Annotated in this window: 22 protein-coding genes and 2 pseudogenes; 16 read left to right on the forward strand and 8 right to left on the reverse strand. The window is 72.0% G+C overall.

The window, feature by feature from the left end; all coding sequences use genetic code 11:
• Window positions 1–97: 97 nt before the first annotated feature.
• The 3 genes from IPJ59_RS23095 (at window position 98) to kbl (ending at window position 4031) form a co-directional block, all read left to right on the forward strand.
• The gene (locus IPJ59_RS23095; RefSeq protein ID WP_293247453.1) at window positions 98–1804 is read left to right on the forward strand and encodes a metallophosphoesterase family protein; all 1707 of its coding nucleotides are present in this window, start codon (window positions 98–100) and stop codon (window positions 1802–1804) included.
• Between the two features lie 90 nt (window positions 1805–1894).
• Window positions 1895–2827 carry an NAD-dependent epimerase/dehydratase family protein gene (locus IPJ59_RS23100; protein ID WP_293247451.1) on the forward strand — a complete coding sequence of 311 codons (933 nt, stop codon included), beginning with the start codon at window positions 1895–1897 and terminating at the stop codon, window positions 2825–2827.
• Between the two features lie 16 nt (window positions 2828–2843).
• On the forward strand, window positions 2844–4031 hold the full coding sequence (kbl, locus tag IPJ59_RS23105; RefSeq protein ID WP_293273317.1) for a glycine C-acetyltransferase: 1188 nt from the start codon (window positions 2844–2846) through the stop codon (window positions 4029–4031).
• Window positions 4032–4123: 92 nt separating this feature from the next.
• Here the strand turns inward: kbl and IPJ59_RS23110 are convergent, their stop codons facing one another.
• Complete coding sequence (locus IPJ59_RS23110; RefSeq protein ID WP_293273318.1) at window positions 4124–5170, reverse strand: hypothetical protein; 1047 nt, start codon at window positions 5168–5170, stop codon at window positions 4124–4126.
• 89 nt (window positions 5171–5259) lie between these two features.
• On the reverse strand, window positions 5260–5667 hold the full coding sequence (locus IPJ59_RS23115; protein WP_293247442.1) for a hypothetical protein: 408 nt from the start codon (window positions 5665–5667) through the stop codon (window positions 5260–5262).
• A 262-nt stretch (window positions 5668–5929) separates the two neighbouring features.
• On the opposite strand from IPJ59_RS23115, the gene IPJ59_RS23120 reads away from it, so the two are divergent.
• Both IPJ59_RS23120 and IPJ59_RS23125 read left to right on the forward strand, forming a co-directional pair.
• Window positions 5930–6727, forward strand: a complete 798-nt coding sequence (locus IPJ59_RS23120; protein ID WP_293247439.1) for a hypothetical protein — start codon at window positions 5930–5932, stop codon at window positions 6725–6727.
• Window positions 6728–6928: 201 nt separating this feature from the next.
• A complete protein-coding gene (locus IPJ59_RS23125) occupies window positions 6929–8062 on the forward strand; it encodes a M14 family metallopeptidase (protein ID WP_293273319.1) in 1134 nt (377 codons plus the stop codon).
• Window positions 8063–8189: 127 nt separating this feature from the next.
• Here IPJ59_RS23125 and IPJ59_RS23130 read toward each other — a convergent pair whose 3' ends face one another.
• Genes IPJ59_RS23130 through fdhF form a run of 3 tightly spaced genes read right to left on the reverse strand, consistent with a single transcriptional unit; the run spans window position 8190 to window position 12521 of the window.
• Window positions 8190–9047 carry a type 1 glutamine amidotransferase domain-containing protein gene (locus IPJ59_RS23130; RefSeq protein ID WP_293247435.1) on the reverse strand — a complete coding sequence of 286 codons (858 nt, stop codon included), beginning with the start codon at window positions 9045–9047 and terminating at the stop codon, window positions 8190–8192.
• A 32-nt stretch (window positions 9048–9079) separates the two neighbouring features.
• Entirely contained in the window at window positions 9080–9613 is a 534-nt protein-coding gene (locus IPJ59_RS23135) for a hypothetical protein (protein ID WP_293247433.1), read from the reverse strand.
• Between the two features lie 10 nt (window positions 9614–9623).
• Window positions 9624–12521: a formate dehydrogenase subunit alpha gene (fdhF, locus tag IPJ59_RS23140; RefSeq protein ID WP_293273320.1), complete on the reverse strand. Its 2898-nt coding sequence runs from the start codon at window positions 12519–12521 to the stop codon at window positions 9624–9626.
• Between the two features lie 101 nt (window positions 12522–12622).
• Between fdhF and rd the strand changes: the two genes are divergently transcribed.
• Entirely contained in the window at window positions 12623–12799 is a 177-nt protein-coding gene (rd, locus tag IPJ59_RS23145; RefSeq protein ID WP_293247429.1) for a rubredoxin, read from the forward strand.
• A gap of 17 nt (window positions 12800–12816) precedes the next feature.
• Here rd and IPJ59_RS23150 read toward each other — a convergent pair whose 3' ends face one another.
• A complete protein-coding gene (locus tag IPJ59_RS23150) occupies window positions 12817–13521 on the reverse strand; it encodes a pirin family protein (RefSeq protein WP_293247427.1) in 705 nt (234 codons plus the stop codon).
• Between the two features lie 262 nt (window positions 13522–13783).
• Between IPJ59_RS23150 and IPJ59_RS38040 the strand changes: the two are divergent.
• From IPJ59_RS38040 to IPJ59_RS23180, 7 genes and pseudogenes are all read left to right on the forward strand, one after another.
• Window positions 13784–14842: pseudogene (locus IPJ59_RS38040) on the forward strand (PAS domain S-box protein); the annotation flags it as partial.
• A 284-nt stretch (window positions 14843–15126) separates the two neighbouring features.
• Window positions 15127–15342: pseudogene (locus IPJ59_RS38045) on the forward strand (ATP-binding protein); the annotation flags it as partial.
• Window positions 15343–15351: 9 nt separating this feature from the next.
• Complete coding sequence (locus IPJ59_RS38050) at window positions 15352–16683, forward strand: response regulator (protein ID WP_366524666.1); 1332 nt, start codon at window positions 15352–15354, stop codon at window positions 16681–16683.
• 177 nt (window positions 16684–16860) lie between these two features.
• A complete protein-coding gene (locus IPJ59_RS23165; RefSeq protein ID WP_293247423.1) occupies window positions 16861–17199 on the forward strand; it encodes a hypothetical protein in 339 nt (112 codons plus the stop codon).
• Window positions 17196–17897 (forward strand): TrmH family RNA methyltransferase, encoded by a 702-nt coding sequence (locus tag IPJ59_RS23170; protein WP_293273322.1) that lies wholly within the window; start codon window positions 17196–17198, stop codon window positions 17895–17897. The genes IPJ59_RS23165 and IPJ59_RS23170 overlap by 4 nt, the downstream gene beginning before the upstream one ends.
• Window positions 17898–17912: 15 nt before the next feature.
• Complete coding sequence (locus IPJ59_RS23175) at window positions 17913–18602, forward strand: sterol desaturase family protein (RefSeq protein WP_293273323.1); 690 nt, start codon at window positions 17913–17915, stop codon at window positions 18600–18602.
• A gap of 295 nt (window positions 18603–18897) precedes the next feature.
• A complete protein-coding gene (locus tag IPJ59_RS23180; protein ID WP_293273324.1) occupies window positions 18898–19275 on the forward strand; it encodes a hypothetical protein in 378 nt (125 codons plus the stop codon).
• Window positions 19276–20167: 892 nt separating this feature from the next.
• On the opposite strand, the gene metK is transcribed toward IPJ59_RS23180, so the two are convergent.
• Window positions 20168–21322, reverse strand: a complete 1155-nt coding sequence (metK, locus tag IPJ59_RS23185) for a methionine adenosyltransferase (protein WP_293273325.1) — start codon at window positions 21320–21322, stop codon at window positions 20168–20170.
• Window positions 21323–21463: 141 nt separating this feature from the next.
• Window positions 21464–22654: a hypothetical protein gene (locus tag IPJ59_RS23190; protein WP_293273326.1), complete on the reverse strand. Its 1191-nt coding sequence runs from the start codon at window positions 22652–22654 to the stop codon at window positions 21464–21466.
• A gap of 93 nt (window positions 22655–22747) precedes the next feature.
• On the opposite strand from IPJ59_RS23190, the gene hisD reads away from it, so the two are divergent.
• The 3 genes from hisD to IPJ59_RS23205 all read left to right on the forward strand — a co-directional run bounded on the left by hisD (window position 22748) and on the right by IPJ59_RS23205 (window position 26568).
• Window positions 22748–24016 carry a histidinol dehydrogenase gene (hisD, locus tag IPJ59_RS23195; RefSeq protein WP_293273327.1) on the forward strand — a complete coding sequence of 423 codons (1269 nt, stop codon included), beginning with the start codon at window positions 22748–22750 and terminating at the stop codon, window positions 24014–24016.
• Between the two features lie 117 nt (window positions 24017–24133).
• A complete protein-coding gene (locus IPJ59_RS23200) occupies window positions 24134–25249 on the forward strand; it encodes a pyridoxal phosphate-dependent aminotransferase (RefSeq protein WP_293273328.1) in 1116 nt (371 codons plus the stop codon).
• Complete coding sequence (locus tag IPJ59_RS23205; RefSeq protein WP_293273329.1) at window positions 25246–26568, forward strand: cytochrome P450; 1323 nt, start codon at window positions 25246–25248, stop codon at window positions 26566–26568. The genes IPJ59_RS23200 and IPJ59_RS23205 overlap by 4 nt, the downstream gene beginning before the upstream one ends.
• Window positions 26569–26600 lie beyond the last annotated feature (32 nt).

The following is a 26600-nucleotide window of genomic DNA, read 5'->3' on the forward strand; positions in this document are numbered from 1 at the left end:
GCAGCGCGGAAGCGACCACCCACCACTCGCACCATCACGCCGACGAGCCATTCAACGGGCCTCGCCCCGCGATATCCTGTCGCCGGCCCGACCGATCATGACGACGACGCCGACCACGATCCAGCTGAACCCCGATCCCGCCATCGCCGAGCAGCAGATCGAGGCGGTGATCTTCTACCTCACGACCTGCGGCTACATCGACAGCGAGTTCGACCTCCGCGAGAAGGCGTTCATCCGGGCCTTCCTGCGCGAGGTGGTCACCGCCCGCATCGACGCCCAGGGCCCGCTCGAGCCCGAGATCCGCTTCGAGCGCATCGAGGCCCAGCACGAGCACTACGTCGAGCGCTTCCAGGAGATCGACCACGACATCAAGAGCCTGCTCACCGAGGCCGTCGCCGACGGCGAGGACCCGCAGCGCTTCGTCCTCTCGCAGCTCAAGCTGCGCTGCTTCGAGCTGTTCCAGCGCCTCAGCGACGACAACCGCCAGGCCCTGCTCGCCGTCGTCGACCGCTTCATCTACGCCGACGGCACCGCCCACCCCGAAGAGATCGCGTTCCGCAACGACCTCGCCGAGCTCCTCGACGCCGAGCTCATGGTCGACGAGGCCTCCCTCGACGTCGTCGGCAGCATCGAGGTCAAGCCGCATACCACCCTCGTCCCCACCCAGGACAACCACCCCTTCTTCGCCAAGTTCGAACACCACTACTCCGCCGACCCCGATCGCCTCGTCAAGCAGTTCTCCACCGACCTCAAGCTGCTCGACAAGGTCGAGGAGCAGTGGGAGGAGCAGCGCGTCCGCGGCCGCGGCCGCCTCGAGGGCCACCAGAACGTCAGCGAGTTCGCCGGCGGCGAGGAGTTCCTCGACGAGCACATCTACGTCGTCCCCAGCAAGCCCGGCCGCGACTACGAGCTGGTCGTCCTCGGCGACCTCCACGGCTGCTACAGCTGCCTCAAGGCCGCGATCCACCAGTCGAACTTCATGGAGAAGGTGCGCCGCTTCAAGGCCGACCCCGAGCACAACCCCGACGTCCGCCTGGTCCTCCTCGGCGACTACATCGACCGCGGCCGCTTCAGCTACAACGGCGTCCTGCGCACCGTCCTGAACCTCTACCTCACCGTGCCCGAGCACGTGTTCGTGCTCCGCGGCAACCACGAGTACTACATCGAGTACCAGGGCAAGATCTACGGCGGCGTCCGCCCGGCCGAGGCCATCAACAGCATGGCCGGCCTCCTCCCGGTCGACGTGTTCTCCCGCTTCCTCGACTTCTTCGACGCCATGCCCAACATGCTGCTGTTCGACCAGCTGCTGTTCGTCCACGCCGGCATCCCCCGCGACGCCATCATCGCCGAGAAGTGGCAGGACCTCTCCACCCTCAACCGCGAGGACATTCGCTTCCAGATGCTGTGGAGCGACCCGAGCAAGGCCGACGTCGTCCCCGACGAGCTGCAAAAGGCCAGCGCCCGCTTCGCCTTCGGCCGGCAGCAGTTTCGCCGCTTCATGACCCAGCTCGGCTGCAACGTGCTCATCCGCGGCCACGAGAAGGTCAACAACGGCTTTCGCAACCAGTGGCCCGACGAGGACATGCGCCTGTTCACCCTGTTCTCCGCCGGCGGCAGCGACAACGACGACCTCCCGGCCGACAGCAACTACCGCGAGGTCCGGCCGATGGCCCTCACGATCACCAGCCGCGACGGCGTCGTCGAGGCCACCCCCTGGGCCATCGACTACAAGCGCTACCAGGACCCCGCCCTCAACCGCTTCTTCGAATCCGCCGCCGAGCTCGACTTCCAGGCCCAGCGCTAGCGCGTCCCCCGCAGTGAGTCAGCCCGCGCCGCCGCCGAAGCCCGCGCTTGCCTCGCTTAAACGCGATCGGCCATCATGCGCCCAGCTCCTATGAAAGTGCTCGTCACCGGCGCAGGTGGGCAAGTAGGCCTCGATCTCCTCCGCATCCTGCAAGCCCGCGGCGACGAGGTCCACGCCAGCGACGTGACACCGCCCAGCCGCGAGCACGACGTCCCCTGGCACCGCCTCGACGTCACCAGCGAGCCCGAGGTCTCGGCCCTGTTCGCCGCGCTCCGCCCCGAGCTCGTCTTCCACCTCGCCGCGATCCTCAGCGCCCGCGGCGAGGCCGACCCCATGCGCACCTACGCCGTCAACCAGGGCGGCACCGTCAACGTCCTCGAGGCCGCCCGCCAGCACGGCACCCGTCAGGTCCTCTTCACCAGCACGATCGCCGCCTTCGGACCCCCGCTCCCCCCGCTCGTCCCCGACGACATCGCGCTCCACCCCACCACCATGTACGGCGTCACCAAGGTCGCCGGCGAGCTCCTCGGCGACTACTACTTCCGCCGCTACGGCCTCGACTTCCGCGCCGTCCGCTTCCCCGGCCTGCTCTCCGCCGTGCTGCCCGGCGGCGGCACCAGCGACTACGCCCCGCTGATGTACTACGAGGCCCTGCGCGTCGGCCACTACGAGGCCTTCTGCCGCCCCGACGCCACCATCCCGCTGATGTACATGCCCGACGGCCTGCGCGCGCTGGTCGAGCTGTCGCAGGCCCCGCGCGAGCGCCTCACTCGCTGCGTGTACAACGTCGCCGCCTTCTCGCCGACCGCCCAGCAGATCGCCGACGAGGTCACCCGCGCCGTCCCCGGCGCCGACATCAGCTTCAACCCCGACCCCGCCCGCCAGGCGATCCTCGACTCCTGGCCGCGCGCCCTCGACGACAGCCTCGCCCGCCGCGACTGGGGCTGGCGCCCCGAATACGACCTCCCCCGCATGACCGCCGACCTGCTGCCCAAGCTGCGCGCCCTCCTCCCGCGCGCCTAAAAACCCGAGGCCGCCGATGTACAGCACAGCCCGCGACCACTACGCCACGATCCTCCAGCAGATCCGCGACGCCGGGCTCTACAAGCACGAGCGCATCATCACCTCGGCCCAGGCCGCTGACATCACAGTCGGTGGCCGCCACGTCCTCAACTTCTGCGCCAACAACTACCTCGGCCTCTCGAGCCACCCGGCGGTCATCGCCGCCGCCCACGCCGCCCTCGACGAGCGCGGCTTCGGCATGTCGAGCGTGCGCTTCATCTGCGGCACCCAGGACCGCCACAAGGAGCTCGAGGCCCGCCTCGCCGCCTTCGTCGGCCTCGAGGACGCGATCCTCTACAGCTCCTGCTTCGACGCCAACGGCGGCCTGTTCGAGACCCTGCTCGGCCCCGAGGACGCGATCATCTCCGACGCCCTCAACCACGCCTCGATCATCGACGGCATCCGCCTGTGCAAGGCCGAGCGCCACCGCTACCCCAACGACGACTTGAACCAGCTCGAGGACCTGCTCCAGCAGACCCAGTCCGCCCGCCTGCGCCTGATCGCCACCGACGGCGTGTTCAGCATGGACGGCAACATCGCCCGCGTGAAGGACATCTGCGACCTCGCCGAGAAGTACGGCGCGATGGTCCACGTCGACGACAGCCACGCCACCGGCTTCGTCGGCCCGACCGGCCGCGGCTCGCACGAGCACCGCGGCTGCCTCGGCCGCGTCGACATCATCACCTCGACCCTCGGCAAGGCCCTCGGCGGGGCCGCCGGCGGCTTCACGGCCGCGCGCCCGGAGATCGTCGAGCTCCTGCGCAACCGCTCGCGCCCCTACCTCTTCAGCAACAGCCTGCCCCCACCGATCGTCGCCGCCGCGCTCGCCGTCATGGACCTGCTCACCGGCAGCGACGCCCTGCTCGCCCGCCTCAACGCCAACACCCTCCGCTTCCGCGAGGGCATGAGCGCCGCCGGCTTCGCGATCAAGCCCGGCGTCCACCCGATCGTCCCCGTCATGCTGGGCGACGCCCGCCTCGCCAGCGAGTTCGCCGCCCGCATGCTGGGCGAGGGCATCTACGTGGTCGGCTTCTCCTACCCCGTGGTCCCGCAGGGCGCCGCCCGCATCCGCGTGCAGCTGTCGGCCGGCCACGCCCCCGAGCACGTCGAACACGCGATCGCTGCCTTCACCAAGGTCGGCAAGGCCCTCGACGTCATCGACTGATCTCCCGCTGCAAGCCCCAGCAACTCGAGCTCACCGAGTCTCAGCCCGCTCCAGGCGCCCGCGACTGGCGAGCCACGGCCGGCAGCTCGCGGTCACCGACTGCTCTCAGCCCGGGGCGCGAGTGTCGCGATCAGGCGCAGGCAATCCGGCCGCAGCGCGTCCATCACCAGCGGCGAGGCCACGCAGCTGAGCCGGATCTCCATCCCGTCGCGCACCACACCGGTCACGAGCGCCCGGTAGCCCCCGGCCTGCGGCGGCACCTCGACCTCGAGCATCGCCGCCTTCTCGGCGAGGAAGATGACGCCATTGCGCCCCAGCTCGCGCCCCCCGAGCGCCGTGATCTCCGCCAGGAAGTCCGCCGACCACAGCTTGCCGCCGGTCCACGGCCGCCGCCGCAGCACCGCGCCCGGGAACATCCCGGCCGCCGGCGCGACCGCCCGCAGCTGAAACACCGCATCCGGGTGCTGCACCGTCGAGAACATCTGCCAGTCGTCGCGTACGTCCGCGGTGTAGCCGGGCAGCTCGCGCTGTGAGACCGTCGCGGTCGGCAAGGCCACCGCAGCCGGCGGCACCGGCCCCGTCACGCGAAAGCTCGCCACGATCTCCACGCACTGGGAAAACCACTGCGGCCCCTCACCGCCGCACTGCAGCGCCAGGCCCGAGCCGTCGTGGACGAAGAACCAGTACGCGACCTCCCGCGTCTTCCCCATCATCGCCAGCGTCCCCCGGTAGCGCCGCGCCGGCACCCCACCGAGATCGGCCTCGCCATCGGCCGCCATCGTCCCCATCCCCGCCTCGGTGAACGCGAACAGCGACTGCGCGGCGAAGCCCGCCGCGTCGCCCGCGAACGGCACCGGTCGGGCGACGAGGATGTTGACCGGCGCCACCCCCCGCGGCGTCCGCCACATCCCCTCGCTCACCCCGCGCTCCGCCTCGTTTCGCAGCGGACGCTCCTCCCACTCCGCCGGCACCACCAGCGAGAACCACGCCCCCGTCACCGTGCGCGGCCCGGCCGGCGCCACCGCTGGCACCGGCCCAAGCACCGGCCCAACCACCTCCGCATCTTTCACGGGCGGCGGCTTCGACTCCGCCGCGCAACCGACCACCAGCAGCAACAGCAGCGCCCGGGTCCGCATCATGGCCGCAGGCTACGCGCCCACGCACGCCCGCCGCAAGCCCAGGCTGCCGGACTTGACCCCGATCCAAGCTGTCCTGCGGGACAGGTCCGCTAACGCGTCTTGGCGTTGCCGATCATCAGCAGCACCAGCAGCACCAGCGCCGGGATCGCATAGGGGATCGCCACGATCCCGCCGAGCTCGAACTTCGACCACCCGAGCAGGACCTCGCCCGCGAGCACCGAGCCGGCGACCATCATGGCCCCGAGGTACTCCGGCCAGTCGGTCTCGATCTTGAGGCCGACCCAGAACATCACCGCCCCGATCGTCGCCGACCCGGCCGGGAAGGCCCACGCCGGCAACCCGGCGATGGTGTCGATCCCCTTGTGGGCCAGCTCCGGGTTGTTCATGGCGAAGTTGGCGATCACGGCCCCGAGCACCAGGACGATCCCGACGATGAGGTAGGTCCACTTCCGACCTTTTTGCGTGCGATGGGTGTGATCGATGTGGTGTTCAGCCATGTGCGTGCTCCCGGGCCCCTCGCCCGCCGACTCGCCCGCGATGCTAACGCGAGCAGCCCAGCCGGCACCAGAGGACGCCTCCGCGCCCCCAGGCGCCGCCAGCACGCCGGTCACAGCGGCCGCGTACCTCACCATGTTATCGCGCCATCGCCCCAGGGCCCCCCGGTCCTCCCGTAGATTCCGGTTGCTGACTCCTCCAGGCCCTGGCACCGTGATCGAGTCGCGCCTTACTTATTGTCCCTCCACCTCGAGGAACCCCGCCATGCATCGCAACGTCCTTCGCCTCCTCTCTCTCGGCCTCACCTTCACCATCGTCGCGCCCTTCGGCTGTGACGTGAAGACCACCAGCATCAAGGACGACGAAGGCGCCGAGCAAGGCAACGAAGACGGCGGCGGCGACGACGGCCAGAACGACGAAGGCGACGGCGGCGGCGGCAGCTACGGCGACGGCGGCGACAGCAAGGGCGACGGCGACGGCGGCGGCGACAGCAAGGGCGACGGCGGCGACGGCGGTGGCGACACCAAGGGCGACGGCGGCGACGGCCAGGGCGACGAAGGCCCCAACAGCGGCGGCGACGACGGCCAGAACGACGGCGGCGGCGACGGCGGCAACAACTGCGAGGCCCAGTTCGACAACTGTCTCGCCGAGGACAACCCCCCCGCCCTGTGTGAGAAGCTGCTCGCGTCCTGCCAGGGCGGCGGCTACGAGGGCGGCGAGGCCGGCAGCGGCGACCCCGACACCGGCATCCCCGGTGAAGACGGCGGCGAAGTCGGCAGCGGCGACCCCGACACCGGCATCCCCGGTGAGGACGGCGGCGAGGCCGACAGCGGCAACGGCGACGGCGGCGAGTGGGGCGACGGCGGCGGCGACGGCGGCGACGCCGAGGGCGGCGGCGACATGGGCGACGGCGGCTACGAGGGCGGCGGCGGCGAGAGTGGCCAGGTCCCCGGCGACCCCGGCGACGACCAGTGCCAGCTGATCCTCGACGAGTGCCTGGGCGCCAACCTCCCCCCGGACCTGTGCAAGGAAGAGTTCCTCTCCTGCATCGAAGGCAACTGATCTGAACGCCTGACCCCCGAAACACCCGCGCCGCCGGACCCTCCAGGGACCGGCGGCGTTCGTGCTTCTTGCGTCGGCCTCGCCCGCGCCCCGGCCCGGCTTCTTGCCTCGCCCTCGGCTTCTTGCCTCGCTCTCGCCCTCGCCTCCGAGCCTCCCTGTTTCTGCTTCGTGCCCGCGCGCGCCATCAGCTATGGTCGCGCCATGAAGGTCAGCAGCCACTTCGACGGCGGCAACATCGAGATCGTCGACATCACCCGCCACGACGACGCCCACCTGCAGATCCGCCGCGACAGCAACGGCGAATTCCTGCAGTGGTTCAACTTCCGCGTCAGCGAGGCCCAGGGCGTCGCCCTCACCCTGCACATCGACAACGCCGGCGAGACCTCCTATCCGCCCGGCTGGAAGGGCTACCGCGCCGTCGCCACCTACGACCGCCAGCACTTCTTCCGCGTCCCCACCGACTACGACGGCCAGCGCCTCACGATCCGCCACACCCCGACCCAGGGCAGCGTCTACTACAGCTACTTCGCCCCCTACTCGCACGAGCGCCACCAGGACCTCATCGCCCGCAGCCTCGCCGCCGCCCACGTCCACCACGAGCTGCTCGGCCACACCCTCGACGGCCGCGACATGGACCTCCTGACCCTCCACGCCCGCGGCGACAACCCGAACCCCCGCACCTGCTGGATCATCGGCCGCCAGCACCCCGGCGAGACCATGGCCGAGTGGCTCATCGAGGGCCTGCTCGCCCGCCTCCTCGACCCCGAAGACCCCGTCGCCCGCGAGCTCCGTCGCCGCGCCATCTTCCACGTCGTCCCCAACATGAACCCCGATGGCAGCTTCCGCGGCAACCTCCGCGTCAACGCGGCCGGCGCCAACCTCAACCGCGAGTGGCAAAACCCCACCCGCGAGCGCAGCCCCGAGGTCCTGCTCGTCCGCCAGCGCATGCAGCAGACCGGCGTCGACTACTGCCTCGATGTCCACGGCGACGAGGCCCTCCCCTACAACTTCATCGCCGGCCCCGACGGCGTCCCGTCGTTCACCAAGCGCCAGGAGGCCCTCCAGGCCGCCTACGAGCAGGCCCTCGCGCGCGCCAGCCCTGACTTCCAGACCGTCCACGGCTACGACCCGACCCCGCCGGGCCAGGCCAACATGACGATGTGCACCACCTACTGCGCCGACCACTTCGACTGCCTGGCGATGACCCTCGAGCAGCCGTTCAAGGACACCGCCGACACCCCCAACGAGGCCGTCGGCTGGTCGCCCGAGCGCTGCCGCCAGCTCGGCCGCGCCAACCTCGACGCCCTCCTCGCCGTGATCGACAACCTGCGCTAGCTAAAGGACAGGTCCGATGCGAGCCAGCTCTGCGTCTCCGCCATGGCTTCCCCGAGCTCGAGACAGTCGATCGCCACAGCTTCGGGCCTGAAGCGGGTAGCGGGCCGGGTCATCACGGCGCTGGCGATCACGCCAGCTGCTCGAGCATCGCCGCCGCGAAGCGATGCGCGTCGCCAGGCCAGCGCGCCGACACATAGCGGCCGTCGACCACCACGAAGCCCGGCCCCAGATCGTCCGCGCGGTCGCGCTTGAAGCCGCCCGGCCCGACCACGTAGTCGCCCGACTCGCCGACCGCCGCCGCGACCTCGTCCTGCACGTAGGTCGAGTAGGTCCGGTAGTAGTCGCCGAGACGCTTGCGCGTCAGCTGCCACGCCAGTCGCTCCATCCGCCTCGGCAGCGCCGTGCTCGTGCGCCCGGCCAGCACCGACTGCTGCGTGCCCTGCCGCCGGCTGCGCGCCGCCAGCACCACGCCGTGACAGATCGCCCCGACCGGCCGACCGCTGGCGAAGAACTCGCCCACGAAGCCCTGCAGCAGCGCCGACTCGAGATACACCCGCATCCCCTTCGCGTGCCCGCCCGGCAGGATGATCGCGTCGAAGTCCGCCGCCCGCAGCTCGGCGTACGCCCGCGGCGCGCGAAACTCCGGCGACACCCGCATGCGCTCGTACGCCGCCCGCGCGCTGGCGTCAGCCCGCAGCCGCTCCGCATAACGACCGAGCCCCTCCCCCGTCAACATCCGATCGTCCGCCGCCGCGACCCCGCCCTCTGGCGTCGCAAACACCAGCGTCACCCCGTGCGCCGTCAGCTGCTGCCACGGCACCGCCGTCTCCGTCGGGTCGAAGCCCACGTGCGGCAGCGGCAGCAACACCCTGCGCCCCGCGACTCCATGCAGCCGCGGCTCGCCGACCACCGGCGCACGTACTCCCGCACAACCCGCCACCGCAGCCAGACCACCAACAATCAGCGCCCGCCGCGAGAGATCCATCGCCCGCGCATCCTACTCGAGACGCCCGCCCCTCACCGATACGGATTGACCGGCACCTGCAGCGCCGCCTCGACCCGCGCCAGCTCCCGCAGCACCGCCTCGAGCCGCTCGTCGAGGTTCTGCCGGCCGGCGCTGCGAATGTGGCCCCGCTCAAACGCACCGCCCTCGGCCGCGAGCGCCGAGCGGACAGGTCCCGCGCTCGCGCCCATCGCCTCCATGTCGCCGCGCTCGTGCGCCGGCAGGGCGTCGATCATCGCCAGCCACTCGCCGACCCCGCGGGTCGCCTCCATCAGCGCCGCGTCGACCGCCTCGAGGTCGTCCTCGGTGCGCGTCGGATCGGTCCGCAGGTACTCGCGGAGCGTGCGCAGCGGGCTCTCGAGCGAGATCCGCAGCGTGCGGGTCTCGCGGGCCACGCGGGCCAGCGCGCTGCTCAGGTGCGACAGCTGCAGCGGCGTCTCGCTGCTGCTCTCGAGGTAGCGACGCGCCTCTCGCTCCGCGCGCATCAGCCGGTAGAAGCCGAAGCCGGTGAGCAGCAGCACCATGCTGACGAGGAAGATCTCGACCATCGCCCGGGCTTCACTCGGCGGCGCCGAGACTGCTGGCGCCCATGTCCTCGACGCTGGCTCGCTCGACGCGCACGGCGCAGAACTTGAACTCGGGGATCTTCCCGAACGGGTCGAGCTCGTCGATCGTGAGCACGTTGGCGGCCGCCTCGCGCCAGCAGAACGGGATGAACACCGCGCCGCGGCCCGGCGAGCGGCTGCTCCGCGCCTTCAGCGTGATCGTCCCGCGCCGGCTCGTCACCGTCACCCAGTCCTCCTCGCCGAGCTCCAGCCTGCGCATGTCGTCCGGATGCATGTCGACGTGCGGCTCGCCCTCGATCGCGTCGAGCGCGACCGACCTGCGGGTCATCGTCCCGGTGTGCCAGTGCTCGAGCAGGCGCCCGGTCGTCAGCACCATCGGGTACTCGTCGTTCGGCAGCTCCGCCGCCGGGGCGAACTCCGCCGGCACCAGCTTGCCGCGGCCGCTCGGGAACTCGTGGTCGAACAGCACGATCGTCCCGTCCGAGTGCTCCGGGTCCGGGCAGGGCCACAGCTTGCCCTCGCGGCCCAGGTGCTCATACGTCAGCCCCGCGTAGCTATCGGTGAGCCCGGCGAACTCATCGAACACCTGGTCGACGCTCGCGAACTCGAAGCCGGGCGCGCCCATGCGCCGCCCGATCTCGCAGGTGATCTGCCAGTCGAGCCGCGCCTCGCCGGGCATCCGCAGCACCGGCCGGCCGATCTGCACCCGGCGGTCCGTGTTGGTGTAGGTCCCCGTCTTCTCGAAGAAGCTCGAGGCCGGCAAGATCACGTCGGCGAACTCGGCCGTCTCGGTGAGGAAGATGTCCTGCACCGCGAGGAAGTCGAGGGCCGCCAGCGCCTTGCGCACCTTCCCGGTGTTCGGGTCGCTGACGAAGGGGTTCTCGCCGAGGATGTACATCCCGCGCACGTCCCCGCGCAGCGCCGCGTGCACGATCTCCACCACCGTGAGCCCCGGCGCTGGGTCGATCGGCCGGCCCCACACCGCCTCGAAGCGGGCCCGCACCTTCGCGTCCTTCACCGACTGATAGTCGGGCAGCACCATCGGGATGAGGCCCGCGTCGCTCGCCCCTTGCACGTTGTTCTGCCCGCGCAGCGGGTGCAGCCCGGTGCCCGGGCGCCCGATCTGCCCGGTCATCAGCACCAGCGAGATCAGGCAGCGCGCGTTGTCCGTGCCGTGGGTGTGCTGGCTGATGCCCATCCCCCAGAAGCAGATCGCCGCCTTCGCCTGCCCCCACGTCACCGCGACCTCGACGATCTGCGCCGGCTCGACCCCACAGATGCGCGCCGCGATCTCCGGGCTGTAGTGGGCCACCGTCGCCTGCAGCGCCGCGAAGCCCTCCGTGCGATCGCGGATGAAGCCCTCGTCGACCAGCCCGCGGCGGATGATCTCGTGCATCACCCCGTTGAAGAAGGCCACGTCAGTGCCCGGCTTGATGCGCACGTAGAGGTGCGCGTGGTCGGCCAGCGCCGGCCGGTGGGGGTCGATCACCAGCAGCTTGGTGCCCCGCTTCGCCGCCTGCTTGAAGAAGGTCGCCGCGACCGGGTGGTTGCTGGTCGCGTTGGTCCCGGCCAGCAGCGCCACGTCGCTGTTCTCGACGTCGCGGAAGGTCGTCGACACCGCGCCCGAGCCGATCGTCTCCATCAACGCCGCCACCGATGACGCGTGGCACAGGCGCGTGCAGTGGTCGACGTTGTTGCTGCGAAAGCCGACGCGCACCAGCTTCTGGAACAGGTACGCCTCCTCGTTGCTGCACTTGGCCGAGCCGAAGCCCGCCAGCGCCCGCGGCCCGCGGGTGTCGCGGATCTCCGCCAGGCGACGGGCCACCAGCGCCAGCGCCTCGTCCCAGCTCGCCTCGCGAAAGTGCGGCAGCACCTCGCGGTCGTCGACCAGCCCGCCCGGGCGCCGGCCCTTCTTCTGGCGCACCGCCGCTGACAGCGGCCCCTTCGGGTAGCTGCTGTCCTTGCGGATCAGCGGCACCGACAGGCGCTGCGCGTGCGAGGCGTAGTCGAAGCCGTAGCGGCCCTTCACGCACAGCCGGCGGTCCGAGACCCGGCTGTCGCGTCCGTCGATCCACGCGACCTTGTTGGCAGCCTCGTCGACGTGCGCCGTCACGCTGCAGCCGACCCCGCAGTAGGGGCACAGCGTCTCGACCTGCTTGAGCTGCGCCGCCGGGCGCAGCTGCGCCGCCAGCGGCTTGTTCACCAGCGCGTCGGTCGGGCACGCGTCCATGCACTCGCCGCACGACACGCAGCTCGAGCTGCCCATCGGCAGGTCGAGGTCGAACGCGATCTTGGTCGTATAGCCCTTGCCGCTGCGGGTCATCACCTCGTTGCTCTGCACCTCGTCGCACGCGCGGACGCAGCGGTCGCACAGGATGCAGCTCTGGTGGTCGACCCCGATCACCGGCGACGAATCATCGGCCGGGCGCCCCTCGCCGCGCGGCAGCCCGAGCGGTCCGGGTGCGTCAGCGCGGCCGTGGATCTCGAGCCCATAGCGCCCGGCCAGCGCGTGCAGGAGGTTGCCCGTCGGCCGCTCCTGCGTCGGCGTCGGCGGCTGGTCGGCGAGCAGCAGCGCCGTCAGCATCGCCCGGTGCCCCTCGATCGCCGGGCTCTGCGTCGTCACCTTCATGTTCGCCTCGCACGGCCGCACGCACGCCGCCGCCAGCACGCGTCCGCCGACGTCGACCACGCACATGCGACAGACCCCGACCGGGCGGTAGCGCGGGTCGTGGCACAGCACCGGGATCTCCACGCCGAGCGTCCGCGCCGCGTCCCACACCGTCGTCCCGGCCGGCACCGACACCGGCCGCCCGTCGATGACCAGCTCGACCATCAATTCAGCAGGCACCTCGGCGGTGGACAGGACGGGAGGCGTGATCGCGTCGACCATGGCGCCGCATCATAGCCCTGGCGCGGTCGCCCTTGGGCACCCCCGCGTGGCAGCCGGCGGGCTTTCTGGCGGCGCCCGGCCCGTGTACGATCGGGCCAACCATGCCGAAGGCGCGTCGCTACCGCTGCACCATCTGCGAACACATCTACGACCCGGCCGAGGGCGACCCGGACTCCGGCATCCCTCCGGGCACCGGCTTCGAGGATCTCCCGGACGATTGGGTCTGCCCCGACTGCGGCGCCATGAAGGCCGACTTCGAGCCGGTCGACGACGATTGAGGCGCGCCTCCTGTCCTTTAGGCCAGGTCGAAGAGGAGGAACTCCGCGGTCGCCTCGCCGATCGCCGTGACCTCGACCCCGTCGGCCTGCTGGATCGCCACCCCGTCGCCCGCTTGCAGCGTCGCCTCGCCGATCTTCAGCGCCCCGTGAGCCAGCTGCAGCCAGCCCTGGCGCCCGGCCGTGAAGCTGTGCGTGACCGTCTGCCCCGGCGCCAGCAAGCTCGCGTACACCGCGACATCCTGGTGGATCGTCACCGCCCCGTCGCGCCCGTCCGGCGCCGCGATCAGGCGCAGCTGCCCGGCCCGGGTCGCCGGCTCGAAGCGCCGCTGCTCGTAGCCCGGCGCCTCGCCGCGGCGCGCCGGCAAGATCCAGATCTGCAGGAAGTGCACGGCCTCGGTCTGCGAGTGGTTGAATTCGCTGTGGGTCACACCGGTGCCCGCCGACATGCGCTGCACGTCCCCCGGGCGGATCACCGACCCGGTGCCGAGGCTGTCACGATGCTCGAGCGCCCCCGCGAGCACGTACGACAGAATCTCCATGTCGCGGTGCGGGTGGGTCCCGAAGCCCTTGCCCGGCGCCACCCGGTCCTCGTTGATCACCCGCAGCGCGCGAAACCCCATGTAGCGCGCGTCGTAGTAGTCAGCGAACGAGAAGCTGTGGTGACTGTCGAGCCAGCCATGGTTGGCGTGCCCGCGGTCCTGCGATCTTCGGATGGTCAGCATTCCGCTCGAGCCTGCCTCAAATCTCGGCCCCGCGGCGACACCCGGGCGCCCCCGCGAAGTCTGGCGCAAAGCCCCACGAGGCCCCCGGCAAAATTCCGCCGCAGACCCCGCGCGACCTGGCCTATGATGCTCCCCCTCCAGGTGGCGATGAAACCCCGGCAAGCGAACAGCAGGCGGTCGGCGCAGGTCGCCGGCCCGGCGACAGCGGCGAGCGCCGCCCACGGAGGCCGCCGTGCCCTGGCGTGACGAGTACCTCGCCGCCGTGCACGACGTCCAGCGCGGCCTCGGCGAGCAGGTCGAGCTGTCGACCCTGGTCTCCGCGATCCTCTGGCACGCCACCCAGTACTTCGGCAACGTCGCCGCCGCGGTCTACCTGTTCGACGGCGAGCACCTGGTCGCCGTCGCCGACAGCGGACAGCTGGCCCAGCGCCTCGGCCCCCGCCTCCCGCCCGACGACCCGAGCCTGCTCGGCCAGGCCTGGCGCTCCGACCCGCCGTGGTCCGAGGCCCACACCGGCCGGCCCGGCCCCGGCCAGCCCCACGCCCAGGTCGCCGCCGTCCCGATCACCACCGAGGACCAGCGCCTCGGCGTGATGATCATGGCGCTGCCCCAGCTGGACGAGCCGCGCCAGTTCAGCGAGGGCGACCTCCTGGCGGTCCGCCAGTTCGCCGGCCTGGTCGCGATCTCCGTCGCCAACGCCCGCATGTACTTCGCCTCGCGCCAGGAGCTGGTCGAGCGCCGCCGGGCCGAGGACGCCCTGCGCGAGAGCGAGGAGCGCTTCCGGACCCTCTTCGAGTACGCCCCCGAGGCCGTCGTCGTCGTCGACGCCGACACCGGCCGCTTCGTCGACCCCAACGGCAACGCCGCCACCCTCTACGGCCTCTCGCGCGCCGAGCTGCTCGAGGTCGGCCCCGGCGACATGAGCCCCCCGGTGCAGCCGAGCGGCCGCAGCTCCGAGGACGCCGCCCGTGAGAAGGTCGGCCAGGCCCTCGCCGGCGGCACCCCGGTGTTCGAGTGGATGCACCGCAACGCCGCCGGCCGCGACATCCCCTGCGAGGTGCGGCTGGTGCGGATGCCCGCCGCCGGCCGCAACCTCGTGCGCGCGAGCGTCACCGACATCACCGAGCGCATGCGCAACCAGGCCGCGCTGGCCACCGCCAAGGAGGCCGCCGAGGCCGCGAACCGGGCCAAGAGCGCCTTCCTGGCCAACATGAGCCACGAGATCCGCACGCCGATGAACGCGATCATCGGCATGACCAGCCTGTTGTTGGACACCCCGCTGGGCCGCGACCAGCGCGACTTCGTCGAGACCCTGCGCAGCTCCTGCGACTCGCTGCTCACCCTGATCAACGACATCCTCGACTTCTCCAAGATCGAGGCCAACAAGCTCGAGCTGGAGAACGACGCCTTCGAGCTGCGGGGCTTCGTCGAGTCGGTGATCGACCTCGTCGCCGCCAGCAAGCTCGGCACCAAGGGCCTGAACCTCGCCGCGATCATCGACCCGAGCGCCCCGCCGCGGCTCATCTCCGACTCCACCCGCCTGCGCCAGATCCTCATCAACCTGCTCGGCAACGCCGTCAAGTTCACCCCCACGGCGAGATCACGATCACCGTCAGCGCCCGCCAGCTCACCGAGGGCCACGGCGACACCCCCTCGCGCTACGAGCTGCAATTCGCCGTCAAGGACACCGGCATCGGCATCCGCCCCGACCGCATGGACCGCCTGTTCCAGTCCTTCAGCCAGGTCGACAACTCGACCACCCGCAAGTACGGCGGCACCGGCCTCGGCCTGGCGATCAGCAAGCGCCTCGCCGAGATGCTCGGCGGCACCATGTGGGCCGAGAGCGTGGTCGACCAGGGCTCCACCTTCTACTTCACGATCCTCGCCGCCGCCGACCACACCCCGTCCGAGCCCGAGTTCAGCGCGACCCCGCTGTTCGGCCGCCGCGTCCTCATCGTCGACGCCAGCGACACCCAGCGCCAGCTGCTCGCCGCCCACGTGCGCACCTGGGGCATGATCCCGATCCTCTGCAGCGCCGCAGCCGACGCCCTCAACTATCTCCGTAGTGGCCTCCGCGACGGCCACGGCGGCAACATCGACGTCGCCCTGGTCGACAGCCTGCTCCCCGAGGAGGGCGACCTGCGCGTGCTCCACGAGCTGCACCGCCGCACCACGCCCGCCGTGCTGCTCACACCGCTCGGCCGCCGCCACCTCGGCGAGTCCCAGCGCCAGCGCGCCACCGTCGTCACCAAGCCGATCAAGGCCTCGCAGCTGTACGAGACCCTGCTGCAGCTGCTGGTCGGCCGCCGCCCGCCCGAGACCCACGAGCCGAGCGTGCGCAGCGAATTCGACCCCGGCATGGGCGAGCGCCTGCCGCTGCGCATCCTCGCCGTCGAGGACAACGCCACCAACCAGAAGCTCATCCTCCTGATGCTCGAGCGCCTGGGCTACCGGGCCGACAGCGCCTACCACGGCCTCGAGGCGCTCGAGGCGCTCGCGCGCCACACCTACGACGTCGTCCTGATGGACGTGCAGATGCCCGAGATGGACGGCCTCGAGGCCACCCGGCGCATCCGCCAGCAGCCCGGCAGTCAGCCCCGCATCATCGCCATGACCGCCAACGCGATGGACAGCGACCGCCAGGCCTGCCTCGCCGCCGGCATGGACGACTACGTCAGCAAGCCGATCCAGGTCCGTGAGCTGCGCCTCGCGCTCGAACGTTGCACCCGCAACCCCGCGTCGGCCACGGCTCCTGTCTCAGGTCTCCACGCCCGCGACCAGCTCGACCCCGGCCTCGTCGCCACCCCCGCCGAGCTCGCGGCCGACGCCGAGGCCGGCTTCACCCAGCTCCGCGACCTCCTCGGCCGCGAGGTCGCCCTCGAGATCGCCGCCCTCTTCCTCAGCGAGGCGGCGACCACCATCACCAGCCTCGCCGAAGCCGTCGCCAACGCCCGCCCCGACCAGCTCCGCGAGGCCGCCCACAGCCTCAAGGGCAGCGCCGGCGGCATGCACCTCCACCACCTCCACCAGCTCGCCTCCGCCCTCGAGCTGCGCGGCCGCAACGGCACCCTCGACGGCGCCGCCGCCCTCCTCGCCGAACTCCAGCGCCAGTTCCTCGCGGTCCAGCAAGCCTTCGAGCTCCAGCTCAACGTGAACGCTTGACACCTGACGCTCGTCGGCCCGCGCCGCAGCCCCGGCGAATTCCCGGCGTGCGTCGACGCCGATGGTCTCCACGCTCACGCCCCACCCGCGGCCCTCCCCCGCGACCCTGAGATATCCTGCGCCCGCGGATGCCCCACCCCGACCGACCCACGCGCCCACGCGCCGACCCCAGAGCCCGTGACGACCGCCCCACGTCGGCCTCCGCTCCCCGCCGCGACGACGCCCGCGACCCTCAACCTCGCCAGGGCACCCGCGATCCTCAATCTCAGCGCGACGCCCGTCCCCCTCAACCTCAGCGCGACGCTCGTCCCCCTCAATCTCAGCGCGACGCCCGTCCCCCTCAACCTCAGCGCGACGCTCGTCCGCCTCAATCTCAGCGCGACGCTCGTCCCCCTCAACCTCAGCGCGACGCCCCTCACCGCGACAGCGCCCGCAACACCCGCGACCCCCGCGACCAGGCTCGCCGCGACGAGCCCCGCGACGAGCCCCGCGCCGAGCTCAAGATCTGCGGCGTGAACGCCTGCCAGGCCGTCGCCGAGCACCGCCCCGACGACGTCCGCCGCGTGTACGTCCGTGAGTCCCTGCTGCCCGCCTTCGGCGCCTTCCTCAGGCGCTGCGCCGCCAGCCGGATCGCCTACCACGTCGTCGACGACGCCGAGCTGGCCAAGATCACCCAGTCGACCCACCACGAGGGCGTGTGCTTCATCGTCCGCGAGCGGGCCCCGGTCGCGCTGCCGGCCCTGCTCGCAGTCCCCGGCCCGCGCTGCCTGGTCTACCTCGACGGCGTCCAGAACCCGCACAACCTCGGCGCGATCGTCCGCGTCTGCGCCCACTTCGGGGCCGCCGCTGTGCTCATCGCCGGCAGCGACGGCGGCGTCTCCACCTCGATGCTGCGCACCGCCGAGGGCGGCGGCGAGTGGGTCGAGGTCCTCGGCGTCGAACCCGGCCCCGCGCCGCTGCTGGCCGCCCGCGCCGCCGGCTTCCGCCTCATCGCCACCGCCGCTCGCTCCCCGCAGGACCTCCACGCCCGCCGCCTCCCGCAGCGCACCCTCATCCTGCTCGGCTCCGAGAGCCACGGCCTCTCCCCCGCCCTCGCCCAGCTCGCCGACGAGTCCGTCCGCATCCCCGGCACCGGCAAACTCGACAGCCTCAACGTCGCCTGCGCCTGCTCCGTCCTGCTCAGCGAGTACTGGCGAGCCCACCCCGCCGCCTGACCACGCCGCACGACCATGCCGCCCGCGCCCGCGCCCGCGCACCCCGTCCTCACCGACGAGCTCCTCGCCCTCGCCCTCGGCCCCGAACCGCCGCCCAGCCTCGAAGCCCGCGCCCCCCGCTGCTTCCACAGCGCCGCGCTCGAGCGCCTGGTCCGCGCCCACCCGGCCTCGCCCTACCTGCTCCACCTCCCGCTGCTCGGCCTCTATCTCTGGCGCGCCCACACCGACGGCCTCAGCCCCGCCGCGCTGCTCCTCTCGCTCGTCGCCGGCTGGCTGATGTGGACCCTCGTCGAGTACTGGCTGCACCGCGCCTTCTTCCACATGCGCCCGAGCAGCCCGGCCCGGCGCGTCACCTCCTTCATCGTCCACCGCCACCACCACGTCGCCCCCAACGACCGCGACCACCTGGTCGCCACCCCGCTCTACAGCCTCGGCCTCTTCGCCCTGCTCCTCGCCCTCTACACGCCGCTCGGCCCGGCCCGCTTCGCCTTGCTGGCCGGCAGCACGCTCGGCTACCTCGCCTACGAGGCCGCCCACTGGCAGATCCACCACGGCCGCCGCCGCGGCCGGGTCGCCCGCGCCCTGCGTCGGCATCACCTCCGCCACCACTTCAGCGACCCCGCCCACAACTTCGGCATCAGCAGCCCGCTGTGGGACCTGGCGTTTCGCACATGGCGCTCAGGACCTGTCCGCGAGGACAGCTGAGCGCTTGTCCGCGAACACAGCCGCTGATACCCTGGCCTCCCTCGCATGCTCACGACCCAGCAGATCGCCGAGCTGGCCGCCGACCTCGAGAGCTTCCGCGTCGAGCGCAAGGTCGTTCAAAGGTCAGGGGCGTCGGGCCATGACCCGGATCCAACCTCGGCGTGATCGATGGGTCGACGGGACCGGCACCCCGACCGGCCTCGCCCCGGCCGCGCGGCATCCTGCCGTTCCCGTCCGCGGACGCCCTCGCCGGGGGGACTCGTCGTCGGGCGCCTCCCCGTGCGCCTGCGCACCGGTGCATCGGGGGGCGCTGGGGGCCCTCAACCCGGTCCACGGCACCACGCTCGAAGACCTCGACCTCAACCTGTTCAAGCAGGAATACCTCCCCAGCGCCGTCACGCCCGAGGTCCTGCGAGAGAACGGCCGCTCGCTCGCCGAGCAGCTCGCCGCCCTGCACCTCGCCTCGCCCGACGCTGTCCCCAACGTCACCGGCCTGCTCATCCTCGGCCGCGAGGCGACCCGGGCGCCTACGTCCATGTCCGCCCGACGGCCCGGACGACCACCGATCGTCGCCGCAAGGCTCCGCGGCCCGCTCCCAGGTCCTGGCCTGGAGCTCAGCCCCACACCCCCCGCCAGCCCACCCCCCAGCAGCAGCTCCTGCGCAACGCGGTGATGCACCGCAACTACGAGACCAGCAACGCCCCATCAGTGGTACGGTTCTCCCGTCCAGGCTGTGGCGCCCAGGCAAGCCCGCGGCAACACTACCCAACCCACTCCCCCGCCCTCACCTCCTCGGCGGGGCTCCCAGCCCAGGCCTGCCACCGGCAACGGCGCCGAGTCGGGACCTGGCTTCGCCGTCAGTGGGCGGGGACCTGCATCGCCGGTTCAGCAAGTGGGGGCAGGCGGACCTCGTCCACCGGGGGACTTGGGGCGGTGTCCTGCTGTGCGATCCGCAAGCGACCGACGTCGCTCCGAAGATCGTCCGGGGCCCTCTGGCGGCGCCTCGAGTGCTCGATTCACGCGATCCGCTCCGTCGAGTCGCTCCGGCCGAACCTCTGGTCCCCGTGACCCGGCGTTCGAGCCCAAGGGAACTGGTGCCTGGGCCGAGGCCGAAGAGAGACCTGTCCGGGGGCGGGCTTCCGTCCTAGCCACTGGGGAGATGCCTCCGTGTCCTGCTGACCTGGCCCTCGGATCAATCGCGCCATCTGGGGCCACTTCTTGCTGACCCCGCTAGCCTCCATCCCGCTGCCCCTGGGCCCACCTTACGAGACTGGCGTAACCAGTGGCAGGCCATCCAGGCGAAGGCCGACGTCTTTCGCTTCCCGCCCCTCGTCACCAGGCCTCCCCCGGTGGCCCGCACCTGGGCGGGGGGCTGGCCACCCTCAGGCCCCGACCGGCCTGGCGTCCGCTCACCACCCGGTCTCTGGCTGCGCTCGCGCGCGCCAATGTTCGACCTCGCCGCAGCCGCAGCTGCGCTCGGACGCCTCACGGCCCAGTCCTCCCCTCCGGAACAGTAAGGGCGCTTCGGGTCTCCCCGACGCGCCCTCGCTGCACCCGCGACGCTCTCAGCTCGCCGCGCCGGCGAGCTTCTCGGCGCGGTCGGTCCGCTCCCAGGTGAACTCCGGCTCATGCCGCCCGAAGTGCCCGTACGCGGCCGTCTGGCTGTAGATCGGGCGCAGCAGGTCGAGCTCGCGGATGATGCTGGCCGGGCGGGCGTCGAAGACCTGCTCGATGATCGCCTCGAGCTTGTCGTCCGAGAATTTGCCGGTGCCGAAGGTGTCGACGGCGATGCTGACCGGCGCGGCCACCCCGATCGCGTAGGCCAGCTGGACCTCCGCGCGGGTGCACAGGCGCGACGCCACCAGGTTCTTGGCGATGTAGCGCGCGTAGTAGGCCGCCGAGCGGTCGACCTTCGACGGGTCCTTGCCCGAGAAGGCGCCTCCCCCGTGGCGACCCATGCCGCCGTAGGTGTCGACGATGATCTTGCGGCCCGTCAGACCGCTGTCGCCCATCGGCCCGCCGACGACGAAGCGCCCGGTCGGGTTGATGTGGAACTTGGTCTTGCCGTCCAGCAGGTGGGCCGGGACCACCTTCTTGATGATCTCCTCGCGCACGTACTCGCTGAGGGTCGAGTGGTCGACGTGCTCGGCGTGCTGCGTCGAGATCACGATCGTGTCGACGCGGCGCGGGCGGCCGCCCTCGTACTCGATCGTCACCTGGCTCTTGCCGTCCGGCCGGAGGAAGCTCCGCGGGTCGGCCTTGCGGGCCTCGGCCAGGCGCCGGGTCAGCTTGTGCGCCAGCGAGATCGGCAGCGGCATCAGCTCGTCGGTCTCGACGCAGGCGAAGCCGAACATCATGCCCTGGTCGCCCGCGCCCTGCTCCTTGTTGGCGCCCTCGTCGACGCCCTGGGCGATGTCCGGGCTCTGGCCCTCGATCGCCACGAGCACGCCGCAGCTGTCGGCGTCGAAGCCCATGTCCGAGCTGATGTAGCCGACATCGCGGACCGTCTTGCGCACGATGCGGGGGATGTCGACGTAGGTCGAGGTCGTGACCTCGCCGGCCACGTTCACGTACCCGGTCTTGACCAGCGTCTCGCAGGCCACCCGGGCCCGCTTGTCCTGGGCGAGGATGGCGTCGAGCACCGCGTCGCTGATCTTGTCGCAGAGCTTGTCGGGATGACCTTCGGTGACGGACTCACTGGTGAACAGACGGCTGGCCATGATGTCGCGGTGCTTTCTTCCTGGATGCGTTAAGGGGGGCTTGCGGCGGGCGAGCATATGCGCCGCGCCACACAGGGCAAGCCCAGGCCAAGCACCACTCGCCACCCGGACATGACTCACACCGGCCCCGCCACAGCCCCGTCATTGGCCCGCCGAAGACCCGACAGGCGGCCCACGCAGGGTCTGTCGCAGGTGCAAGGTCACGGGCTCCGACAGCACACCCGGCTCCGGCAGTTCGACGAACAGATACGGCTCCACGCCGACCCGCTCCAGCTCGTCGGGCGCCACGATCGTCACCCGCGAGCCGCCTGGCGCTGGCCGCGAGCAGTCCAGCTCGTCGCTCGCAAGACAGCCTGGCGCCCGCAACGCGAGCCCGATCTCCGGCCGCTCGGCCCAGATGTCCAGGCTGCTCTCCCGGCCGCCGAGCAGCCCCTGCCCCGGCGGCAGCGCGAGCCGCAGCACCCGCTCACGCGTGCCCTCGCCGGTGCAGCTGTGGTGGTGCGCGTCGGTCTGCGGCTGGTCGGGGTCGACGCTCAGCGTGCCCGCCCCGTCGACCAGCACCACCGTCACCCGCTCGGGATCCTCGCAGCTGTTGGCCGGGACCGCCGTGCACACCCAGGCGTCGTCATTCTCCGGATCGTCGTCGACCGTCTTCAACGCCGGCATGCACAGCGTCCCCGACGAGCAGCGACCACGCGCCGCCGGCCGACACACCTCGTCGCGGCCGAGCACCCGCGTCATCCCGACATCGACCTCGAAGTCCAGCGGGTCGTCGCCCTCGAGCGGCGCCGCGACGTCGCTGAGCGCCATGAACGACGCCTGGTCGATCCCGATCGCCAGGTCGAGCACCGTACCCTCCTCGAGGTCGGTCAAGCCGACGACACCGTCGGCCCCGCACGCCAGCATCGACCCCTTCAGACACCCGAGCGGCGCCAGGCTCACCCGCGGCGTGAAGCCGTTGCCCCGCGCCTCGACCCGCAGGTCCGCGCGCAGCGGCACCTCGATCCGCAAGAACACGTCCGGCCCGCCTGCCCCGCACACCCCGCCGATCCGCGAATCCGAGTCCCGGTCGCGCAGCGTCCCCGAGAAGCGCCCCTGACCCACCGGCGGCGCCTGCGAACAGGTGTCACTCGGCAACAAGCTCTCACTCGGCGCCGGACCCTCGCCCGACGACCCACCCGACTCCCCCGCATCCTCGCCCGCCGACGCATCCCCGCCTCCGCCCCCGCAGCCGAGCCCGCACGCGAGCCCACCGACAAGCAAGCCCACCATCCACCGCGCCAACCACGACGGAGACACCCGCGGGAGGCAAAACAGCGTGCGAGCGAGCATGACGCGGGGCCCCATCCTAAGCCGGCCCATCGTAGCGGATCAGCCCGCCGGTTTCACTTCCGCCGGCTCGCCGCAGCCTGTACGGTTGGCGCCATGCACGTCCTCGACCTCCGCGGACCGGGCCAGGGCCACGAGCGCTGGGGCCAGCTCTGCGCCCGCTCCGCCGGCCTCGAGGGCCCCGCGGATGTCGCCGCCCGCGAGGTCATCGCCGCCGTGCGCGAGCGAGGCGACGCCGCCGTCGCCGAGCTCACCCTCCGCTTCGAGGGCCGCCAGCTCGAGCGCTTCGAGCTCACGCCCCACGAGCGCGCCGCCGCCTGCGAGGCGATCCCCGGCGAGCTCCGGCACGCCCTCGATCTCGCCGCCGCCAACATCCGCCGCTTCCACGCCACCCAGCTCCCCCACGACACCGGCCTCCACGACGACGACAGCCACCTCGTCAGCCGCGCCCGCCCGCTGCGCCGCGTGGCCGTCTACGCCCCCGGTGGCACCGCCGCCTACCCCTCCTCCGTGCTCATGACCGCGATCCCCGCGAAGGTCGCCGGCGTCGCCGAGGTCATCCTCTTCACCCCGCGCCCCGACCCCGTCGTGCTGCTGGCCGCCGAGCTCGCCGGCGTCGACCGGGTCTTCACCGTCGGCGGCGCCCAGGCGATCGCCGCCGCCGCTCTCGGCACCCGCCAGATCCCCCGCGTCGACAAGATCGTCGGCCCCGGCAACGCCTACGTCACCGCCGCCAAGCGCCAGGTCTTCGGGCTCGTCGACATCGACGGCATCGCCGGCCCCAGCGAGGTCCTGATCCTCGCCGACCACAGCGCCGACCCGACCCTCGTCGCCGCCGACCTGCTCGCCCAGGCCGAGCACGACGTCCTCGCCTGCCCGATCGCCGTCACCGACCACCCCGCCCTGGTCGAACCCCTCCGCCGCGCCCTCGCCGAGCAGCTGGAGACCCTCCCGCGCCGCGACATCGCCGCCCGCGCCCTCGCCGACCACGGCGCGATCGTCCTCGTCCACGACCGCGACGCCATGGTCGCCGCCGCCAACGACTACGCCCCCGAACACCTCGAGCTGCTGGTCCACGACCCCCGCGCCCTGCTCGACCGCCTCCACAGCGCCGGCGCCATCTTCGTCGGCCCCTGCACCCCCGAGGCCGCCGGCGACTACACCGCCGGCCCGAGCCACGTCCTCCCGACCGCCGGCGCCGCCCGCTTCGCCTCCCCGCTCGGCGTGTGGGACTTCATCAAGCACACCAGCATCCTCGAGCTCTCCGGCGCCGCCCTCCGCGCCCAGGCCGACGCGATCGTCCGCATCGCCCGCGCCGAGGGCCTCGAGGCCCACGCCCGCGCCGCCCTCCTCCGCCTGCGCTGACCTGTCCCTTACGACCTGTCCCTCCCGACCTGTCCCTTCCGACCTGTCCCTCGCGACACCAGCGCGACCTCTCCCCGCCCGACCTGGCCCTTCCCGACCTGTCCCTTGGAGCAGCCGATGACCTGGACCAGCCACCTCCGCCCCGCCCTCGCCGGCCTCGACATCTACGACAGCCCCCAGGTCGCCGCGCGCGCCCGCCTGCACGCCAACGAGTGCCCCGAGCCGTGGCCCGCCGAGGTCATGGCCGAGCTCGGCCGCCGCGTGGAGAGCGTCGAGCTCGGGCGCTACCCCGACGCCTCGGGCCGCTCGCTGCGCCACCTGCTGGCCCGCCAGCACGGCTGCGACCCCGACGCGATCGTCCTCGGCAACGGCAGCGACGAGGTCATCTCCCTGCTGCTCACCGCCCTCGCCGGCCGCACCTCCGAGCCGAGCTTCATGGTGATCCCCTCGCCGACCTTCGTGATGTACGGCCACAGCGCCCGCTGCCTCGGCGTCGGCGTGCTCGAGGTCCCGCTCACCGAGCAGCTGGAGCTCGACGAGGCCGTAATGAATGAGGCCCTGGGCGTCGCCAACGGCGCCGCGATCTGCTTCCTCGCCCGCCCCAACAACCCGACCAGCAGCCTGTGGGACGCCGCCGTCATCGAGCGCCTCATCGCCGGCAACCCCGGCACCATGTTCGTGCTCGACGAGGCCTACATCCGCTACAGCCCCGGCGCCTCGCTGTGGCGCCAGGACCTGCCCGGCAACGTCACCTACATGAGCACGCTGTCCAAGGTCGGCCTCGCCGCCCTCCGCGTCGGCTACTGCATCGCCCCGCCCGCGCTCGCCCGCGCCGCCAACGTCGTCCGCCACCCCTACAACATCTCGGCCACCAGCCTCCTGCTCGCCGAGTCCGTCCTGCGCGACTTCCCCGAGGTCCAGGCCGGCCTGATCGCCCGCAGCATCGCCAACCGCGACCGCCTGGTCGCCCTCCTCGCCAGCATCCCCGGGGCCCATGTGTTCCCGGCCCACGCCAACATCGCCCTGGTCCGCCTCGACCCGCCCCAGTACGCCTCCCGCCTCGCCGACGCCCTCGCCGCCCGCGGCGTCCTCGTCAAGGACGCCTCCAGCCTGCCCCGCCTCAGCGGCTGCCTCCGCGTCGGCGTCGGCACCAGCGCCGAGCTCGACATCCTCGCCGCCGCCCTCGCCGAGCTGGTCCCCAACCTCGGCCCCGATCCATCTCAGGCCACATGACCGCCGGACTCCCGCCCGGCCCGCGCTCACGCCTCGCCAACACCCTCCGCCTCGTCCGCGACCCGCTGCAGCACCTGCCGCGCTGGCTCGCCACGTACGGCGACCCGTTCCGCGTCCCCCTGCTCACCGGCACCGTCGTCATCACCGCCGACCCCACCTCGATCCGCACCCTCTTCACCGCCGACCCCGACAGCTTCGACATCTACAGCGCCCGCTCGCTCGTCCCCGTGCTCGGCGCCGGCTCCCTGATCTTGCGCTCCGGCCCGCCCCACCGCAGCGAGCGCCGCGTCCTCACCCCCCCGTTCCACGGCGCCCGCATGCGAGCCTACGGCGCCGCCATGGCCGAGGTCGCCGACCTCCAGCTGCAGCGCCTGCGGCCCGGCCAGCCCTTCACCGCCCTCGCCCTCGGCCAGGCCATCTCGCTCGACGTCATCGTCCGCACCGTCTTCGGCGTCGACGACGACGCCCAGCGCCACAGCTTCCGCGCCGCCGTCGAGGCCGCGATGGCCACCACCGGCCCGCTGCTCCTGTTCGTCCCCGCGTTCCAGCGCCGCCTCCTCGGCCTCGGCCCCTTCGACCGCCTGCTCCGCGCCCAGGACCACCTGGTCGCCCTGCTCCGGGCCCAGATCGCCGCCGTCCGCCCGCACGCCGCGGAGCGCGGCGACATCCTCAGCCTGCTCCTCCAGGCCCGCCACGAGGACGACACCCCGATGCCCGAGCAGGACATCATCGACGAGCTGCGCACCCTCCTCATCGCCGGCCACGAGACCACCGCCATCGCCCTCGCCTGGGCCCTCGACCACGTCCACCGCGACCCCGCCGTGCTCGCCCAGCTGCGCGCCGAGCTCGCACCCCTCGGCCCCTCACCCGCCCCCGAAGCCCTCGCCGCCCTGCCCTACCTCGGCGCCGTGTGCAACGAGACCCTCCGCCTCCACCCCGTCGTGCTGGGCGTCGCCCGCCAGCTGCGGGTCCCGCTCGAGCTCGTCGGGTATATGCTGCCAGTCGGCACCGCCGTGCTCATCAATATATTCCTGGCCCACCAGCGCGAGCAGACATTCCAGGAACCCGCACGATTCAACCCCGCACGATTCATCGGTGCGGCGTATTCGCCGTACCAATATCTGCCGTTCGGCGGCGGCGCCCGACGATGCATCGGCGCCGCGTTCGCGCAATATGAGCTGAAGGTGGTGCTCGGGACGATCCTCGCGCGGGCGGAGCTTGAATTGCGAGACCTGCGGCCGGTCCGGTCGGTGCGGCGGAATCTGACGATGGGGCCGGGGAATGGGATTCCGATGCGGCTCGTGCGGCGGCGGGATTGAGCGCAGCGCCGGTTCACTGGATCGCCAGGACC

Source organism: Nannocystis sp., from assembly GCF_016714285.1.
In the GTDB taxonomy this organism is placed as follows: domain Bacteria; phylum Myxococcota_A; class Polyangia; order Nannocystales; family Nannocystaceae; genus Nannocystis.